The following is a 17,592-nucleotide window of genomic DNA, read 5'->3' on the forward strand; positions in this document are numbered from 1 at the left end:
TGTTCTCCCGATGGCTCAAGCAGCTTCCGATGCGGATGCGGCCGTTATCACCGCCTCCGTCGTCAGGGCGCTTCCAGTCAGTTCGCTGACGATTTTGCCGCGCGAGAAAACCAGCGCGCGGTGGCAGATATGGGCGATTTCCTCGAAGTCCGTCGAAACAACGACGACTGCGAGACCAGCTTCCAGCGCCTGCGTGATCAGGCGGTAGATTTCCGCACGCGCGCCGATGTCGACTCCGGCGGTCGGATCTTCCGCGATCAGCAGCTTCCGGCCGGTCGCCAGCCAGCGGCCGACGACCACCTTCTGCTGATTGCCGCCCGACAGGGCCTCGACAGGCAGGTCCGGGTCGTTCGGCCTGAGGCCGACGGTATGGCCGATCGCATGGGCAAGGTCGGCTTCGCCGCGCGGAGACAGGAAGGAAAAAAGCCCGCGTCCGACTGCGCCTGGGTTGATATAGGTATTTTCCCGAATGGACAGCGAGAGCGCGACGGATTCCTCCGTCCGGTCGCGGGCGATCAATCCGATGCCCGACGACATTGCGCTCAGCGGGCTCGAAAGGTCCGGGGTTTGCTCATGCAGCAGGATCGTGCCGCCGAAAGGCTCGCAGCCGAACAGCGCCCGGCCGATCCGTTCCTGGCCGGCGCCGCGCAGTCCGGCAAGGCCGAGCAGCTCGCCCTCTCTTATATCGAAGGATATCGGACTCGTGCCGGCGCAGACGAGATCGCGCACCTTGACGATCGCCTTGCCGGGCTTGATCTCGGTCTTCGAAAAGAGACTGTCGCCGCTGCGGCCGATGATCATCATCACGAGTTCGTCGGGAGTGGTCTCGCTGACCGGCTTCTGCCCGACCATGCATCCGTCGCGCAGGACGGCGACGCGATCGGCGATGCGGAAAATCTCGTCCAGCCTGTGGGAGACATAGATCATGCCGACGCCGCGCTCCTTCAGGGGACGGATCGCGTTGAACAGCCGATCGACTTCGTCGGCGGGCAAGCTCGCCGTCGGCTCGTCAAGCACCAGAACGTCGGCTTCGACGGCAAGCGCGCGGGCAATGGCGACCAGGGATTTTTCGGTGCGCGACAGGGCCGAGACCCGCGTCGTCGGATCGAAATCGCAGCCGACCAGCTTCAAGGCCTCTTTCGCGCGCGCCTGCGTCCTGTTCCAGTCGATCAGACCCCGGCGCATCGAGAAGCCCTGCGACAGGCCCATATTCTCGCCGACCGTCATCCACTCGATCAAGCCGAGATCCTGATGGATAAAAGCCACCGGCTGCCGCTCGTTCGGCTTCGGCGGGCGATGATGGTAGCTCTGCCCGCGAAACAGGATGTCGCCGTTATCGGGCTTGTAGATGCCGGCCAGGGTCTTGATCAGCGTCGATTTCCCGGCGCCGTTTTCGCCGAGCAGCGCCAGGATCTCGCCCTCGCGCAGGTCGATCGAGACGTCACGCAGCGCCTGCGTGCCGCCGAAGCTTTTGGTGATCGATTGGAACTCCAGCAGTCTCTTGGCTTCCACTGTGGCTCCTCCCAAAGCTGCAGCTGTCCTCATGTTATCGATAACATCGCCCTATTAGTCAAGCGGAAAGTGACAATCTCCCAGGCCTGAAATGAGGTCAGTCGGCGGCAAATCCGTCGAGCAGGCGCATCATCTCGGCAGAGTCCTTCGGCCCAAGGCCGGCAGCGCAAAGCAGGCGATGAATTTCCACCACCGCGCCCGTCATCGGCAGCGGCGTTTTTGTCCTCAGTGCAAAGGCCTGAAGCGAGTCCAAATCCTTCAGCATGTTGTCGATCCTGCCTGTCGGCGAGAAATCCCGGGCGGCGAATTTCGCCATGAACTCCTGCAATATCCGGCTGTCCGCCCTGCCGCCGGCAAGGGCGGCCGGTATGGCGGAGGGATCCACACCGCCGGCTTCCGCCAGCTTGACGGCTTCAGCGACCGACTGGAACAGCACGGCGCAGAACAGCTGGTTGATCAGCTTGGTGGTCTGCCCGGCCCCGGATGCGCCCATCAGCGTATAATTGGCGGCAAGATGCCGCATCACCACGCGCGCCCGCTCGAAATCCTCAGAGCTGCCACCGGCCATGATCGTCAGCTTTCCGCCGAGGGCACCGGGCACACCGCCCGAAAGCGGGCAATCCACCCATGCCATGCCCGTTTCCCCCCGCAGCCGCTTCGCCATGTCGGCGGTTTCGGCGGGGTCGATCGAAGACATATCGATCAGCAGCTTGTCAGCGCTTGCCGCCGCCGCAACCCCCTTCTCGCCGAAGACGACGGCGCGGACGATATTTGCATGATTGAGGCTGAGGACGCAAAATTCCGACCGCGAAACCGCATCCTCCACCGAAGCAGCCCCGTGGGCGCCCTTGGCTGCCAACGCCGCGACCTTTTCAGTATCGAGATCGAAAACCGATACTTTGTGGCCGGTTTCGATCAATCGCGTGACGATCGCCGCTCCCATGATGCCCGCGCCGATGACGGCGACATCTGCTCTGTGGTCATCCCGCATGATAATCTCCTCCCTTGACGGCCACGCCTCGCAGCCCCTCACAAGCCAGCGCCACCATATCATCCAAAGCCATATCGATCGCCACCGTCACGACACCGGGCTCCCCGATCGGCGGGTCCAGCGTCTGCAGCTGGCTGTCGAGCAGCGAAGCCGGCATGAAGTGGCCCTGACGGGCCTGCATCCGCGACAACAGCAGATCACGCGACCCCTCCAGGAAAATGAAGGCCAGGGGCCCATCTGCCGCCTGCCGCAGCCTATCCCGATAACTTCTCTTCAGCGCCGAACAGGAAATCACCAATCCCTGCGACGCCTTTTGCGCCGCCCTTAATTCCTCACCGATCCGGTCGAGCCACGGCAGGCGATCTTCATCGGTGAGCGGTATGCCCTTCGCCATCTTCTCGACATTGCGCGGGGGATGGAGCTGGTCACCTTCCACAAACAACATGCCGTTGCGACCGGCGAGGCGCTCGCCAACCGAAGATTTGCCGCAACCGCTGACGCCCATGACAACCACGGCAAAGGGCAGTGCCTCTTTCTCAACGTCCATCGTCTCGCCTCCCTTAGAGGCAGGTCGTGATGCCGCCGTCGACATAAAGCGTGTGGCCGTTGATGAAGGACGAACCGCGTCCCGAAAGGAAGACGGCGGCACCTACCAGTTCCTCGACATTGCCCCAGCGTCCGGCCGGCGTCCGCTTTTCGAGCCAGGACGAGAATTCCGGATTATCGACGAGCGCCTGGTTGAGCGGCGTCTTGAAATAGCCCGGCGCAATCGCGTTGATCTGCAGGCCGTGCTTGGCCCAGTCGGCGCACATACCGCGGGTCAGATTCCGCACCGCGCCCTTGGTCGCCGTATAGGGAGCTATGCCCGGACGGGCGAGCTCGCTCTGAACCGAGGCGATGTTGATGATCTTGCCATGCCCGCGGGCGATCATGGCTTTGGCGGCCGCCTGGCTGACGTAAAACACGCTGGAAATATTGGTGGTCAGCAGCAATTCCCATTTGTCCGCCGGGAAATCTTCCAGCGGCGTGCGGAACTGCATGCCGGCATTGTTGATCAGGATGTCGAGCGGACCGATATCGGCTTCGATCGCGGCGATACCCTGCGCAGCAGCGTCCTTGCTGGTGACGTCGAAGATCGCCGCATGGGCAGAAAGACCTTGAGCCTTGAGGCTTTCGACTGCGCGTTTGACGCTTTCGGGCGTGCGGCCGTTGATGACGACCTCGGCGCCATGCTGCGCCAGGCCCTCGGCCAGCGCATAACCGATCCCCTGGCTCGAGCCGGTGATCAGGGCAAGCTGCCCGGTCAGATCAAACAGGTTCTTCATGCAAATCACTCCTCCGGTGTCGCGGCGAATGACGGCTTATACCGCCACTTGCGGTGAAACTCACTTGACATCCCTATCTCGAATTATATGTTATCGATAACATAATCAACAGCCAAAATGCGAGACGAAGAACGCAATGCCTGACGTAGAAATCTTGTTGGCCGGGGCCTATCCAGAGTGGGACATGGTCGATCTGGAGGCGAGCTACCGCGTCCACCGCCTGTGGGAAGCCGCAGATCGGCAGGAACTGATTTCAAAAGTCGGCAGCAATATCCGCGCCATCGCGACGCGCGGCGAACTCGGCGCTTCCGCCGAGCTGATGAAGCAACTGCCGAAGCTGGAGATCGTTTCCTGCTACGGCGTCGGCACCGACGCGATCGACCTCTCCTATGCCCGCGCCAACGGCATTCGCGTGACGAATACACCTGACGTGCTGACGGAAGACGTCGCCGATATCGCGATCGGACTGCTGCTTTCCACGGCACGCCAGATTCCGCAGGCCGACGTTTTCGTCCGCACCGGCCAGTGGGGCAACGTTCCCATGCCGCTGGTAACGCGGGTTTCGGGCAAGAAGGTCGGGATCGTCGGCATGGGGCGGATCGGCAAGGCGATCGCCAAGCGGGCTGCCGCTTTCGGCTGCGACATCTCTTATTTCGCCCGCAATAGGGACCAGGATGTCACCTATGGCTATGAAGCCAATCTGGTCGCGCTTGCCAATTTGGCCGACTTCCTGATCGTCATCGTTCCCGGAGGGGCCGCGACCATGAAGATCATCAACGCCGAGGTGCTGGAAGCGCTCGGTCCGGAAGGCATGCTGATCAATGTTTCGCGCGGAACGACCGTCGACGAGGAAGCGCTGATCGCAGCGCTTCAGAACCGCACCATCCAGGCCGCCGGCCTTGACGTTTTCCTCAACGAGCCGAAAATCGATGCGCGCTTCCTGACGCTGCCGAACGTCGTGCTGCAGCCCCATCACGGCTCCGGCACCATCGAGACCCGCAGGGCCATGGGCAAACTCGTCAGAGACAATCTCGCCGCGCATTTTGCCGGTCGCGCGCTTCCGACGCCGGTCGTGTGAGGAGTTCGACATGAAAGCCATCGTCATTCACGCTGCAAAGGACCTCAGGGTCGAAGAGCGCGAAGCGGAGATTGCAGGACCGGGGCAGGTGGAGGTTGCCATCGAAGCCGGCGGCATCTGCGGTTCCGATCTGCATTATTACAATCACGGCGGCTTCGGCACCGTTCGGCTGCGCGAACCGATGATCCTCGGCCACGAAATCGCCGGCACAGTCAAGGCGCTGGGTGCCGGCGTGAGCGACCTTGCCGTTGGAGACCGCGTCGCGGTTTCCCCGAGCCGGCCGTGCAGCCATTGCCAATATTGCCTGAAGGGACAGCAGAACCACTGCCTGAACATGCGATTCTACGGCAGCGCCATGCCCATGCCGCACATTCAGGGCGGCTTCCGCCAGCGGCTGGTGGCGGAGCGCTGGCAATGCCACAAGGTCGCCGACGGCATTTCTATTCATGAGGCCGCCTTCGCCGAACCCTTTGCCGTCACGCTGCATGCGGCAAGCCGCGCCGGATCGCTGCTCGGCAAGCGGGTGCTGGTCACCGGCTGCGGTCCGATCGGGATGCTGGCGATCGTGGCCGCCCGCGTTCTCGGCGCCCGTGAAATCGTCGCGACCGACGTCACCGACACCGTTCTGACGATCGCCCGCACCAGCGGCGCCGATCGCACGATCAACGTTGCCACGCATGCATCCGACCTTGCCGCTTACGGCGCCGACAAGGGATATTTCGATGTCATGTTCGAGGCGTCGGGCAATGAACGGGCCGTGCGCGCCGGCCTTGAGGTGCTGAAGCCCCGTGCCGTTCTCGTGCAACTCGGCCTTGGCGGCGATGTCTCCATTCCGCAAAACATGATCGTTGCCAAGGAAATCGAGATGCGCGGCACATTCCGCTTTCACGAGGAGTTCGGGCTCGCCGTCGAATTGATCAATGCGCGCCGTGTCGATCTGAAACCGCTGCTGACTGGCGTCTTCGGGATCGAAGAGGCTGTCGCCGCCTTCGAACTGGCCGGCGACCGCAGCAAGTCGATGAAGGTGCAGATCACCTTCTAACGCCGGTGTCTAACTATGAGGCACCGCTGCGATCGGTGCTTTCGCGCAGCACGACCCTGTAGCCCGTCAATGTGATCTCGTCGCCGTTCGTCTCGCCGCTGCCTTGCAGGGCATCGAGCAGGCGGGCGGCGGCCTGCCGGCCGATGCCGTAACAGTCGACATTGATGGTGGTTATGCTGGGATGACAGATCGAAGAGATCTCGTAATCGCCGAAGCCGGCAATGGCGATATCACCCGGCACCTTCATTCCCCTGCGCTTGCATTCCATGATCGCGCCGAACGCGGAAAGGTCGGAGACGCAGAGAACCACTTCCGTGTCCGGCCAGCGCTCCAGCAGGCTCATAATCGCCTGACCGCCCTGTTCCATGGTGATCGGCGGTACGCCGAAGGAAATCGCCCGGCCCGGCCCGAGGCCCAGTTCCTCGACCGTCTTCAGGAAACCGCTTCGCCGCTGGCTGCCGCGCGTATCGCGCGCCGTCGTTCCGCCGATATAGCCGAACCTCCGATAGCCCTGGCTGGCCAGCGTCCGCACCAGCAGCGACATCGCCTCGCTATTGGAAAAGCCGACGACATGGTTGATCGGCTCCTCCGGAAGCTCCCAGGTTTCCACCACCGGAATGCCTGCCTTATCAAGCATGCGTCGGGCGCGGTCGGTGTGCGAACCGCCTGTCAGGATGATGCCTTCGGGGCGCCGCCGCAGCATCGCCTCGATCAGTTTTTCTTCTTTCTCGGCGGAATAGTCGGTATAGCCGAGAAGAAGCTGAAGGCCGGTATTCTCCAGTGCATCGGTAATGCCACGGGCGGTGTCGGAGAAATTCGAATTGTTGATGGAGGGCACCAGCGCCGCGATGAAGCCGCTGCGCCGCGAGGAAAGACTGCCGGCGGAGAGATCCAGCACGTAGCCGAGCGCGTCGACGGCTTCCATGATGCGCTTTCGCGTTTCTTCGGAAACACTTGCATCCTGGCGAAAGGCGCGCGAAACGGTCATGGCCGATACGCCGACATATTTGGCGACCTCAGCCATCGTCAGCTTTTGGGCGTCTCCAGCCTTGAGGCGCTTGACCTTTGGCTCATCGTCGTTTTTCACTGCTCTCCGCTTTCAAACAACGTCGGAATTGTTTAATTCAGCACACGATAAAGTTATCGCTATCATCGCACAATCGATTTTATCCAAGAAGTATGCGGTTCTACAGCCGGAAAAGCCTGCTTCTCACCGAATTTGCTAAGTTACCGGCGCCCTGCCGGCTATACGAATCTCCGAAATCCGAGCATTATGATATCGATAACAATCCTGAGGAGGAAGACTTATGTTCGGTGAAATCGAAGGTACCGGGTTCGAGGTCCTCGACCCGCGCTTTGAAAGCTGCTTCGTCGGCCATGCTCGGGTCGAACGCCTCTGGACGGGCGGCCGCTGGCTGGAGGGACCGGCCTGGTTTGCCGCCGGACGCTATCTGGTCTTCTCAGATATCCCGAACAACCGCATGATGCGCTACGACGATACCAGCGGACATACCTCCGTCTTCCGCTCGCCCAGCAACAACTCGAACGGCAACACCGTCGATAATCAGGGCCGGCTGATCACCTGCGAGCATCTGGCACGCCGGGTCACCCGGACGGAGTTTGACGGCAAGGTCAGCGTGCTCGCCGACCGGATCGCGGGCAGGCGGCTCAATTCTCCGAATGATGTGACCGTCAAGTCCGACGGCACAATCTGGTTTACCGATCCGAGCTACGGCATACTTCACGACTATGAAGGCGACTATGGCGAAGAGGAAATCGGCGGATGCCATGTCTACCGACATGATCCGGAAACTGGCGTGACCGATCAGATGACGTCGGATTTCATCAAGCCGAACGGTCTGGCTTTCTCGCCCGACGAGTCGGTTCTCTACGTCGCCGACACCGGTGCATCGCACTTGCCGGGTGGTCCGCGTCATATCCGAAAGCTCGCGGTATCAGGCGACGGGACGCTGAGCGACCTCGGCGTGTTCGCAGAATGTACTGTCGGCATGTTCGATGGGTTTCGCGTGGACCGGAAGGGCAGGATCTGGACAAGTGCGGCCGACGGCGTGCACGCCTATGATCCGGATGGCACGCTGCTGGGCAAGATCCATATTCCCGAGATCGTCTCCAACGTGACTTTCGGCGGAGAGAAATTGAACCGCCTCTTTATCACCGGGACTACGTCTCTCTACGCCGTTTATCTCACGGCCAATGGGTCGAGACCGGGGTAAACTCAGCGGCTGCGCTTCCGGGCGGCCGCGCTTTCTGGGTGCTTCGCCGCTCACCGTTGACTGAGACCGTCGGCCAGCCTGATGAGCCCGAGGAAATCCGACCTGTAGCCGAAGGGATCCGCCCCCCGCGATGCCGCGGCGAGATCGGCAGCCGCCTGATAGGAATAAGTGTCGAGGGCGGGGAGGCGGCTCAGTTTCTGGCCGAAGGCGGCGACGGCCACCGAGAAGCGGACATCCTGTGGCGCGGCATCGACGCTGGCGACCGCATTGACGTCGCCGACCGGCGTAGTGATGAGGGCGCTCTTATCCTCGCCCGGCCGCTTGTAGCGCATCTTGATGAAGGCAAGCTCACCCTGGCGCCCGCTGTCCGCTGTCTCGGCCGGCGTCTTGTCGGCTGCGCCATAACGCAGGTCGTCGTTCATGACCGCGGGGCTTCCCTTGGGCGTAATCTCATAGATCGCCGTGACGCTGTGGCCTGAGCCGATATCGCCGGCATCGACGCGGTCATTGTTGAAATCCTCGCGGTTAAGGGCGCGCGTCTCGTAGCCGATCAGCCGATATTCGGCGATCCGTTCCGGATTGAACTCGACCTGGAACTTCACATCCTTGGCGATCGGAAACAGTGTCGATCCGGCCTCTTCGACCAGCGTCTTCTGCGCTTCCGCCAGGGTGTCGATATAGGCGGCGCTGCCATTGCCGTTCTGCGCCAACGTCTGCATCAGGGAATCGTTGAGATTGCCGCGTCCGAAGCCGAGAACGGTCAGGAAGATGCCGTCCTTGCGCTTTTCTTCGATGATGCGCTTCAGATCTTCATCGCTCGAAGGGCCGACATTGAAGTCTCCGTCCGTCGCCAGCATCACGCGGTTGACGCCGCCCTTGACGAAGGCCTGTTTGGCAAGATCGTAAGCCGCCTCGATGCCCTCGGCGCCGCCCGTGGAACCTCCGGCCTCCAGCCTGTCGATCGCTGAAAGGATTTTCGATTTTTCGGCGACGCGTGTCGGTTCCAGCACCGTGCCGGCATCGCCGGCATAGGTAACGATCGAGACGGTGTCGTCGGCCTTCAGCCTGTTGACCAGCAGACGGAAGGCGCTCTTCAGCAGCGGCAGCTTGTCCGGCTCGTCCATCGAACCCGAAACGTCGATCAGGAAAACCAGATTGGCACGCGGCGTCGTCGCCGGCGCGATATCATAGCCCTTGATCGCCACATGCATCAATTGCGTGTCGTGGTTCCACGGTGTCGGCATCACCGTTACGGTCGCCTTGAAAGGCTGATCGGCATTGTCTGGACGCGGCCAGTCATAGGGGAAATAATTGATCATTTCCTCGACGCGAACCGATTGCGGATCGGGCATCGCCCCGCTCGTCAACGATCGGCGGACAAAGGAATAGGAGGCGCTGTCGACATCGGCGGAGAAGGTCGAAACCGGGTCGGTTGCAACGCTCTTGACCGGATTTGCCGCAGCATTGGCAAAGCGCTCGCGATTGGCATCGGGCTGGATCTGCACACGCTCTTCCGCCGGCGGCAGAGGTGAGGGGGCGACGGCCATCGACTCTGCCAATTGCGGCTGGGGGGCGCCGGGAGCGGCCGGCGCGACGCGTTTGGCCGCGCCGAGCGCCGCAGCCGAGCCCTCGGACTTCGTCAGCGGGGCGATCTTGCCGGCATCGAATTCAGAAGGCGCAGCGGGTTTAGCGGCGGCCGACTGCTCCTCGTCCTGCAAGCCTCGGGTGCTATCAGCCGCCGATGATTGAGCTGCCGGCTGCTTCTCTTTCGCCGGTGCTTGGGCAAGCTGAGGTGCGACCTCGACGGGTTCGGCCGGCTCTGGCGCATTATTTTGCGAGACGTCACTCGCGATCTTTTCCTGATCGACGATCGGCAGCCCGTTGTGATTCAGCGCTATCACGAGATAACCGGCAGCGGGAATGACGAGCAGCGTCGCAAGGGCTGAACCGGCAAGGAATTTCTTGTTCATGGCAGGGCTCCATATCCAGTTGATGACGGAGCTTTGACGCCAGCCCTTCAGATTTCCTTGGGCTGCGGCAGTATCATTTCCTGCGTCGTCGAACGCCTGCATGGCGGCGACAAGCGCACGTGCGCGCGCCTCCGGATCGGCTGCAGGCGGCGTGGTGCGGGAGAGTTTTTCCAGTTCCTTGTCCACGGTCATACCTCTTCCTTGCCGAGCATGGCCTTCAGTCTCTTGCGCGCTTCATGCACCTGCCAGGAGACGGTCGTTTCCGAGCAGCCCATAATATCGGCGGCAGCGGAATGGCTGAGGCCTTCGCCATAGACGAGCAGCACCGCGTCGCATTGCCTTTCCGGTAAAGCGCGCACGGCCGCCCACAATTCGCTCGATACTTCATCGTCATTCTCACTGGGCGCATCGGGCAGCGGTTCGGCGGCATAAGCACGGAACGTCTGTTCTTCTCGAGCCAGCTTGCGCCTATGGTCGCGGGCGGCGTTCAGCGTCAGGGTGTAGAGCCAAGTCCTGAAACGGCTGGCGCCGCGAAAGCCGCGGATCGCCGCGCCGAGCTTGACACAGACGTCCTGGGCGATGTCGTCCGCATCGGTGGAACTGCCCGACCACCGCCACGCCGTCGCATGGACGAAATCATAATGGCGCGAGACCAACTGCCCAAAGGCCTCCCGGTCACCGCGCTGCGCCCGTTCTATGAGCTCCGCATCCAATGCGCACCTACCCCCAAGCTATCAAGCAAGATGCTATTTCGGGATTGAGACGTTTCTCCGATGGCGTTCCTTGGGTCGACGGCAAAAAAACTATGGCTTTTTCTGAAACGGCAGCAAGTCTCCGCCCCCGCAGGTCAAAAATAGTGGACGCCGCGACATCCATGGGTCGCGACCAGACAGATTGCCTCCGTTTTGAAGGCGCATGATGATGGCAGAGTCGGCCAAGGGCATGGATCTGCATGTCCCAAATCGAAAGGACTCTTCATGTCCGCTCCATCGCCTGTCCCTACCGAAAAAGCCATCCTGCAGTTTCTCGAGATTTGCGATAGTTTGTATCCCGCCGACGCGGTCGAAGCGTCGGTCGAGCAGCAGCGAAACTGGTACGATGCCCTTTGCGCCCGGTTCGACCGCCCGCTGCCGCCTGAAATGATTTTTGCCGACGGCGTGGTCCAGCGCATTCCGATCCGGCGCTACCGTCCCCGCAAGATCAGCACGCGCACGGTACTTCTCTATCTCCATGGCGGCGGTTTTGTCGTCGGTTCGCTGGAGAGCCATCATGCCATCTGCGCGGAAATTGCCGATTTTGCCGGTGCAGAACTCGTTTCCGTCGATTATCGCCTGGCTCCCGAATATCGCTGGCCGGCACAGACGGATGACGCCTTTGCCGTGCTGAAGCATCTGCTTTCGGCCAACAACAAGGTCGTGCTGATCGGCGATAGCGCCGGGGGCAATCTTGCGGCGGGCCTTGCACTGCGGGCACGCGACGAAGGCCTACCCGGCGTCGTCGGTCAGGTCCTGATCTACCCGGCGCTCGGCGGAGACCTGTCCGCCGGCTCCTATGTCGAGATGGCTGCGGCGCCTGGCCTGACCACGGCCGATGTTGCCTATTATCGCGAGATCCTGCAGGTGCCGGCAGGCAGCGAGATCGCCGAGCCGCTGAATGCGTCTTCGCTTGCCGAACTGCCGCCCACCTACATCACGGTCGCGCATTTCGATCCGTTGAGAGACGACGGCCGCCAGTATGCGGCCCGGCTTGCAGCGGAGGGTGTCGAGGTCTCCTTTCGGGAGGAGCCGCAGATGGTGCATGCCTGGCTTCGCGCCCGTCACATGAGTGAAGGCGCGCGCGACGGCTTTCACGCCGTCTGCGAGGCGGTTCGGCATTTCGCATCAGCCTGACGATCACATCAGATCGCGCGCGATCCGCTTTTCGGCAAAGATCTTTTCGAATATCTGCACATCGTCCTCGAAAGCGGTGACGACGGCGCTGATGATCCAATCACTCGCGGTGCAGGCAATCCGCGCGGTCGCGACCGTGCGCACGAACCAGCCGGGCCGGTGCATGTCGCAAGTCCAGGTCGAGGTGCCGGTCATCGACAGCGGGTCATCTGGCGAAATCGACCAGACCTCTTCGCGCAATTGCCGCGTCGACAGGCCGGTTTCCGGGTGTTCGTAAAGCCCGGTCTCCTCGTGGATGCGATAATCCGTGCGGTTGGCCGAGAGGTCCCGGACGACCTGACGCTTCGTCGCGGCGCCTGCATGCTCGATATATTTGGGCAGGGGATCGGGATTGGCCGGTTCATCGATTTCGATCTTCCGGTGGTCCCCGAGCAAGGGCAGCGCCAGGCCAAGCGAGGCAATATCAATCTCGACCCCTTGATCATCGGGCGGCGGCAGGATCATCGGCCAATAGGCGGTCGAAAGCGAAAGGCGGATTCGATGCCCCTTGCGGAAGCGATAGCCGCAGGCATCGAGCACCAGCCGGATCGCCACTTTCTCGCCCGGCGTGAGAGGCTTGGGATCGGCATTGCCATCGCGGTGCGTGAGATTGACGACGCCGAAGGCGACACGGGTGGCCGTGCCGTCCGGATGGACATCGACCAGGCGGGCAGAGAGATTGCCGCCTGTCGCGTGGGGGCGCAACGCAAGCGTTACGACGGGCCGGCCGAGATAATCATGATCCTCTGCAAGCGGCACCGTGTCGAAGACCAGCGAGCCGGAATCGTCTGAGCGTTGGTCGATGGCCATTTCGGCGTCGGGCTTCAGCGTAAAATACTCTCCCGACGCCGTGCCGGTGTCGAGGGGAGAATGGAGATGGACGGGATGCTCGGGCGCATGCGGGATCGGCATGCCTTGCGTCAACCGGCCGAATTGCTCGACATAGAAGCATTGCATCCGCGGCGGCGTCCACATGTCCTTGGCGATCCAGAAGCCTGGATCGCTGTCGCGTCGGGCGGCAGGCCTGACGGCATCGAGAATATAGGCGCGAGCCTGCGGCAGTCGGTCGATGCCATTGTCGTCGCCGCGCAGCCATTTGTTCCACCAGGCGATCGCTTCGCTGTGGAAGTCGACGCGCGGCTTCGGCCAGGCGAAGTGCGGATATTTGTGGACCCATGGGCCGATCAGGGCCTTCGCCTTTCCGCCGAGACCTTCGACCGCCAGCAGAGGCGTGTTGCGATAGCCGTCCGCCCAGCCGGCAATGACGAGCGCCGGGATATCCACATTCGAAAAATTCTCTGAGATCGAGCCGTGACGCCAGAAATGGTCGCGCCGCTGGTGCGCCAGCCACTCCTCCATGAAGAACGGTTCGCCGGCGAGGCGTTCCAGCCACATTTCCTTCCAGCGGTCGCTGACCAGGGCAGGATCCGGCGGGCGCGACTGGTAGCCGAGCATGGTCGCCGCCCAGGAGAGCTGCGCGGAGAGATGGCAGCCGTTCTTGTAGTGAATGTCGTCGTTGTAACGGTCGACGGTCGAGGCGATCGAGATGACGGCTTTGAGCGCCGGCGGCCGTAGCGCTGCGACCTGCAGGCTGTTGAAGCCGCCCCAGGAGATGCCCATCATCCCGACCGAACCGTTCGACCATGGCTGCGCGGCAATCCAGGCGATCAGCTCGCAGGCATCGGCAAGTTCGCGCTCAGTATATTCGCCGTCGATGACGCCTTCGGATTCTCCGGATCCGCGGATATCCACGCGCACGCCGGCAATGCCTGCGGCCGCGAACACCGGATAGGTCGACTCGTCGCGGGGGCTGGTTCCGTCGCGCTTGCGATAGGGCAGGAATTCGAAAACGGCGGGAACCGGATCTTCTTCCGCGCCGTCGGGCATCCAGATGCGCGCGGCAAGCCGCGTTCCATCCTTGAGCTCAATCCATTCATTCTCGATGGTGGTGAAGCCGCGGGATGTCATGCTCACTCCTTCATTCACATTCAATTGCCGGCGCTTTCCATGCGGCGTGTCGCAAGCACGCGTTCCAGCCAGCCGATTTCCATTTCGGGCACAGATTTCAACAGCAGGTCAGTGTAGTCGTCAAAGGGCGGCGACAGTGCCGTCGACTTCGGGCCGAACCGCACCAGCTTGCCGCGATGCATTACCGCGACGCTGTCCGCGATCGCCCGGACGATGGCGATGTCGTGGGTGATGAAGACATAGGAAAGCTGCTCTTCCCCCTGCAGGCGCAGCAGCAGCTTGAGGATACCCTCGGCCACCAGTGGATCGAGCGCCGAGGTCGGCTCGTCGCAGAGGATGAGTTCCGGCTTGGCGGCAAGGGCTCTCGCGATCGCCACGCGCTGCTTCTGACCGCCGGATAGTTCAGCCGGATAGCGGTCGATGAAGCCATTACCCATTTCGATCTGATCGAGCAATTCCTTCACTCTGGCGGTCTTCTCGCCACCTCTCAGGCCATAATAGAAAGTCAGCGGGCGGCCAATGATGTCGCGCACCGTCTGGCGCGGGTTCATCGCCGTGTCGGCCATCTGATAAATCAGTTGGATGCGTCTCAGATCCTCGTTCGGCCGGCTCTTGAGATCGGGCATCAACGGTTTCCCATCAAAGACAATCCGCCCGCTGCTAGGCGGCAAGAGGCCGGTAATCGCGCGCGCCAGACTCGATTTACCCGAGCCGGATTCGCCGACGACCGCAAGCGTCTGCCCCCTCGGCACATGCAGCGAAACATCGTGCAGCACCTTGAAGCCGTTGGAATATTCGGCGCTGAGATTTTCCACTTTAAGAAGGGCCGCGGATTGGTCTGAAGCTTCCTCGCGATAGGCTTGCCGGACATTGACGAGGGCGCGCGTATAATCTTGTTGCGGCGCCTCGATGATCTGCTGAACGCTGCCATATTCCACTTGCCGGCCATGGCGCAGAACCATGATGTCGTCGGAGATCTGGCCGACGACGGCAAGGTCGTGGGTGATGTAGAGCGCGGCCGTATGCGTTTCCTCGATAGCATGCTTGATCGCCGCCAGCACGTCGATCTGGGTGGTGACGTCAAGCGCCGTCGTCGGCTCGTCGAAGACGATGAGTTCGGGGTTGGAGCAAAGCGCCATCGCCGTCATTGCGCGCTGCAGCTGGCCGCCGGAAACCTGATGGGCAAAGCGCTCACCGAAGCTTTCGGGATTGGGTAATCCGAGAACACGGAACAAATAAAGCGCCCGTTTGCGCGCCTCGTCTTTGGTCATCAGACCATGTTTGACCGACGCTTCGATCACTTGATCGCCGAGCCTGTGCGCCGGATTGAACGCTGCCGCCGCCGATTGGGCGACGTAGCAGACCCGGGCGCCGCGGATTTTCTGGATGCCGTTCTTGCCGAGCGCCAGAATGTCGGTACCGCCGAGCCGCACCTCGCCGCCGGTGATTTCGGCGCCGCCGCGGCCATAGGCCAGTGCCGAGAGGCCGATGGTCGACTTGCCGGCACCGGATTCTCCGATCAGGCCTAGAACCTTGCCCTTCTGAAGATCGAAGGAGACGCCATCAACGATCGTCACGCGCTTCGGCGGTTCGCCCGGCGGATAACTGGTCGCCTCGATCTTCAGATTGCGGACGGAAAGAAGCTCAGGCATCGCCGCGCCCTCCCTTGAGGCTGGATGTGCGTTTCAGGAGCCAGTCGACGACCAGATTGACGCAGATGGCGAGCACGGCGATCGCCGTACCCGGCACGAGGGCGGCCGATATGCCGAAGATGATGCCATCCTTGTTGTCCTTGACCATGCCGCCCCAATCGGCGGCGGGCGGCTGAATGCCGAGGCCGAGGAAGGAAAGCGTCGAGAGGAACAGGATCGAGAAGGCGAAGCGCAGCCCGAACTCGGCCAAAAGCGGCGACAGCGTGTTCGGCAGGATCTCGCGGAAGATGATCCAGAGCTTGCCTTCGCCACGCAGCTTCGCCGCCTCAACGAATTCCATCACCGCGACATCGAGCGCCACGGCGCGGCCGAGACGATAGACGCGGGTGGAATCCAGAACGGCCATGACGAGGATCAGGACGACGATATTCTGCGGCAGGACCGCAAGCACCACCAGCGCGAAGATCAGCGTCGGGATCGACATCATCAGGTCGTTGAACCGCGAAAAGACCGTGTCGATCAGCCCGCGCGACACCGCTGCCGTAAAACTCAGGATGACACCGAGCGAGAAGGAGATGATCGTGGCGGCGGAGGCGACCAGCAGCGTCGTGCGCGCGCCGTAGATCAGCCGCGAGAGGATGTCGCGACCGAGATTGTCGAGGCCGAAGAGATACTTATCGTCAGGCAGCTGCCAGACGTCGCCGACGACCTGCGTTTCGCCATAGGGAGCAATCCAGGGCGCAAAGAGCGCAAAGATGAAGGCGAGGGCGATGCCGGCCATGCCGATCCAGGCGGTGATGGGGATGTCTCTTGCTCTCATCTCGGATGCCTCAGCCTGGGATTGGCTATGATCGCCAGAATATCGGCTGTCATGTTGAGGAAGATGTAGACGGCCGCGAAGATCAGGCCGCAGGCCTGCACGACTGGCATGTCGCGCACGGTGACTGCATCGACCATATATTGCCCCATGCCGGGATAGACGAAGACCACCTCGACGACGACGACGCCGACCACGAGATAGGCAAGGTTCAATGCGACGACGTTGATGATCGGCGCCAGTGCATTCGGAGCGGCGTGTTTGACGATGGCGCGGAAGGCGCTCAGACCCTTCAGTTCGGCGGTCTCCATATAGGCCGAGGACATGACGGAGAGGATCGCTGCCCGCGTCATGCGCATCATGTGCGCGAGCACGACGAGAACCAGGGTCGCCGTCGGCAGGGCGATCGCCTTCAAGCGCTCGACCAAGCCCATGCTGTCATAGACCGTCGCCGGGAAGGTCGCCATGCCGAACTTCACCGCGAAAAACAGGATCAGCAGATAGCCGATGAAGAATTCCGGCAGCGAGATCGCCGCGAGCGAGATGACGTTGATGATCTTGTCGGGCATGCGATTGCGAAAATGCACCGACAGCATGCCGAGGCCGACGGCGAGCGGCACTGAAATGACAGCCGCGAAACCCGCCAGGAAGAGCGAATTGCCGAGTCGCTTGCCAATCTGCTCGCTCACCGAGTTCTTGCTGGCCCAGGAGGTACCGAAGTCACCCTGAACGGCGCTGCCGAGCCATTCGACATAACGCGTCGTCACCGGGCGATCGAGCCCAAGGTCCCGACGGATATTGGCGACCGCCTGCGGCGTCGCCGACTGGCCAAGATAGGTGGTGGCAAAATCGCCGGGAAGGGCTTCCAGCCCGCCGAAGATCAGGACGGACACAGCAAAGAGCAGGACAATGCTGAGCACGAAGCGCTCGAGAATGAGGGCCAACAGCGGAAAACGCTGCCGGAACCGGAGACCGGGCAGGACATTGCTTGGGGCAGGATTGGTCATGGCGAAGACCTAGCGCTGAAACGTCGGGAGGACCGCGGGTTTCATCCCACGGTCCCGGCTTCGTTGGG

General features: G+C 62.0%; 15 protein-coding genes. 4 read left to right on the forward strand and 11 right to left on the reverse strand.

Going from position 1 to position 17,592, the window contains the following annotated elements; genetic code table 11:
- Positions 1-15: 15 nt before the first annotated feature.
- The 4 genes from AC13QO_RS12110 to AC13QO_RS12125 form a co-directional block, all read right to left on the reverse strand.
- Positions 16-1,512 carry a sugar ABC transporter ATP-binding protein gene (locus AC13QO_RS12110; RefSeq protein ID WP_488540777.1) on the reverse strand — a complete coding sequence of 499 codons (1,497 nt, stop codon included), beginning with the start codon at positions 1,510-1,512 and terminating at the stop codon, positions 16-18.
- A gap of 97 nt (positions 1,513-1,609) precedes the next feature.
- Positions 1,610-2,503, reverse strand: a complete 894-nt coding sequence (locus AC13QO_RS12115) for an NAD(P)-dependent oxidoreductase (RefSeq protein ID WP_085780710.1) — start codon at positions 2,501-2,503, stop codon at positions 1,610-1,612.
- Complete coding sequence (locus AC13QO_RS12120; protein ID WP_285193999.1) at positions 2,493-3,050, reverse strand: gluconokinase; 558 nt, start codon at positions 3,048-3,050, stop codon at positions 2,493-2,495. Before AC13QO_RS12120 ends, AC13QO_RS12115 begins: the two co-directional genes overlap by 11 nt.
- A gap of 13 nt (positions 3,051-3,063) precedes the next feature.
- A complete protein-coding gene (locus AC13QO_RS12125) occupies positions 3,064-3,828 on the reverse strand; it encodes an SDR family oxidoreductase (protein WP_488540778.1) in 765 nt (254 codons plus the stop codon).
- A gap of 136 nt (positions 3,829-3,964) precedes the next feature.
- Here AC13QO_RS12125 and AC13QO_RS12130 point away from each other — a divergent pair, with 136 nt between their 5' ends.
- A complete protein-coding gene (locus tag AC13QO_RS12130; protein ID WP_488540779.1) occupies positions 3,965-4,906 on the forward strand; it encodes a 2-hydroxyacid dehydrogenase in 942 nt (313 codons plus the stop codon).
- Between the two features lie 10 nt (positions 4,907-4,916).
- Positions 4,917-5,948, forward strand: a complete 1,032-nt coding sequence (locus AC13QO_RS12135) for an L-idonate 5-dehydrogenase (protein WP_488540780.1) — start codon at positions 4,917-4,919, stop codon at positions 5,946-5,948.
- Between the two features lie 13 nt (positions 5,949-5,961).
- Here AC13QO_RS12135 and AC13QO_RS12140 read toward each other — a convergent pair whose 3' ends face one another.
- A complete protein-coding gene (locus tag AC13QO_RS12140; protein ID WP_488540781.1) occupies positions 5,962-7,035 on the reverse strand; it encodes a LacI family DNA-binding transcriptional regulator in 1,074 nt (357 codons plus the stop codon).
- A gap of 220 nt (positions 7,036-7,255) precedes the next feature.
- On the opposite strand from AC13QO_RS12140, the gene AC13QO_RS12145 reads away from it, so the two are divergent.
- Positions 7,256-8,182: an SMP-30/gluconolactonase/LRE family protein gene (locus tag AC13QO_RS12145; protein ID WP_085780705.1), complete on the forward strand. Its 927-nt coding sequence runs from the start codon at positions 7,256-7,258 to the stop codon at positions 8,180-8,182.
- Between the two features lie 50 nt (positions 8,183-8,232).
- Here the strand turns inward: AC13QO_RS12145 and AC13QO_RS12150 are convergent, their stop codons facing one another.
- Positions 8,233-10,344 carry a vWA domain-containing protein gene (locus AC13QO_RS12150; RefSeq protein WP_488540782.1) on the reverse strand — a complete coding sequence of 704 codons (2,112 nt, stop codon included), beginning with the start codon at positions 10,342-10,344 and terminating at the stop codon, positions 8,233-8,235.
- Positions 10,341-10,865 carry an RNA polymerase sigma factor gene (locus AC13QO_RS12155; RefSeq protein WP_488540783.1) on the reverse strand — a complete coding sequence of 175 codons (525 nt, stop codon included), beginning with the start codon at positions 10,863-10,865 and terminating at the stop codon, positions 10,341-10,343. Before AC13QO_RS12155 ends, AC13QO_RS12150 begins: the two co-directional genes overlap by 4 nt.
- A 264-nt stretch (positions 10,866-11,129) precedes the next feature.
- Between AC13QO_RS12155 and AC13QO_RS12160 the strand changes: the two genes are divergently transcribed.
- Positions 11,130-12,041 carry an alpha/beta hydrolase gene (locus AC13QO_RS12160; RefSeq protein ID WP_488540784.1) on the forward strand — a complete coding sequence of 304 codons (912 nt, stop codon included), beginning with the start codon at positions 11,130-11,132 and terminating at the stop codon, positions 12,039-12,041.
- Positions 12,042-12,044: 3 nt separating this feature from the next.
- Here AC13QO_RS12160 and AC13QO_RS12165 read toward each other — a convergent pair whose 3' ends face one another.
- Genes AC13QO_RS12165 through AC13QO_RS12180 form a run of 4 tightly spaced genes read right to left on the reverse strand, consistent with a single transcriptional unit; the run spans position 12,045 to position 17,524 of the window.
- Positions 12,045-14,048: a CocE/NonD family hydrolase gene (locus AC13QO_RS12165; RefSeq protein ID WP_488540785.1), complete on the reverse strand. Its 2,004-nt coding sequence runs from the start codon at positions 14,046-14,048 to the stop codon at positions 12,045-12,047.
- A 20-nt stretch (positions 14,049-14,068) separates the two neighbouring features.
- Positions 14,069-15,700: an ABC transporter ATP-binding protein gene (locus AC13QO_RS12170; RefSeq protein WP_488540786.1), complete on the reverse strand. Its 1,632-nt coding sequence runs from the start codon at positions 15,698-15,700 to the stop codon at positions 14,069-14,071.
- Positions 15,693-16,520 carry an ABC transporter permease gene (locus AC13QO_RS12175; protein ID WP_085780699.1) on the reverse strand — a complete coding sequence of 276 codons (828 nt, stop codon included), beginning with the start codon at positions 16,518-16,520 and terminating at the stop codon, positions 15,693-15,695. The genes AC13QO_RS12170 and AC13QO_RS12175 overlap by 8 nt, the downstream gene beginning before the upstream one ends.
- Positions 16,517-17,524, reverse strand: a complete 1,008-nt coding sequence (locus AC13QO_RS12180) for an ABC transporter permease (protein ID WP_085780698.1) — start codon at positions 17,522-17,524, stop codon at positions 16,517-16,519. Before AC13QO_RS12180 ends, AC13QO_RS12175 begins: the two co-directional genes overlap by 4 nt.
- Positions 17,525-17,592 lie beyond the last annotated feature (68 nt).

The organism is Rhizobium sp. CNPSo 3670, from assembly GCF_057784555.1.

What these genes read in the sequence shown, in the direction of transcription:
- AC13QO_RS12165 (WP_488540785.1), bottom strand. Translation starts at nt 14,048, where the DNA reads ATGACATCCCGCGGCTTCACCACCATCGAGAATGAATGGATTGAGCTC.
- AC13QO_RS12115 (WP_085780710.1), bottom strand. Translation starts at nt 2,503, where the DNA reads ATGCGGGATGACCACAGAGCAGATGTCGCCGTCATCGGCGCGGGCATC.
- AC13QO_RS12170 (WP_488540786.1), bottom strand. Translation starts at nt 15,700, where the DNA reads ATGCCTGAGCTTCTTTCCGTCCGCAATCTGAAGATCGAGGCGACCAGT.
- AC13QO_RS12145 (WP_085780705.1), top strand. Translation starts at nt 7,256, where the DNA reads ATGTTCGGTGAAATCGAAGGTACCGGGTTCGAGGTCCTCGACCCGCGC.
- AC13QO_RS12150 (WP_488540782.1), bottom strand. Translation starts at nt 10,344, where the DNA reads ATGACCGTGGACAAGGAACTGGAAAAACTCTCCCGCACCACGCCGCCT.
- AC13QO_RS12180 (WP_085780698.1), bottom strand. Translation starts at nt 17,524, where the DNA reads ATGACCAATCCTGCCCCAAGCAATGTCCTGCCCGGTCTCCGGTTCCGG.
- AC13QO_RS12125 (WP_488540778.1), bottom strand. Translation starts at nt 3,828, where the DNA reads ATGAAGAACCTGTTTGATCTGACCGGGCAGCTTGCCCTGATCACCGGC.
- AC13QO_RS12130 (WP_488540779.1), top strand. Translation starts at nt 3,965, where the DNA reads ATGCCTGACGTAGAAATCTTGTTGGCCGGGGCCTATCCAGAGTGGGAC.
- AC13QO_RS12160 (WP_488540784.1), top strand. Translation starts at nt 11,130, where the DNA reads ATGTCCGCTCCATCGCCTGTCCCTACCGAAAAAGCCATCCTGCAGTTT.
- AC13QO_RS12175 (WP_085780699.1), bottom strand. Translation starts at nt 16,520, where the DNA reads ATGAGAGCAAGAGACATCCCCATCACCGCCTGGATCGGCATGGCCGGC.
- AC13QO_RS12120 (WP_285193999.1), bottom strand. Translation starts at nt 3,050, where the DNA reads ATGGACGTTGAGAAAGAGGCACTGCCCTTTGCCGTGGTTGTCATGGGC.
- AC13QO_RS12135 (WP_488540780.1), top strand. Translation starts at nt 4,917, where the DNA reads ATGAAAGCCATCGTCATTCACGCTGCAAAGGACCTCAGGGTCGAAGAG.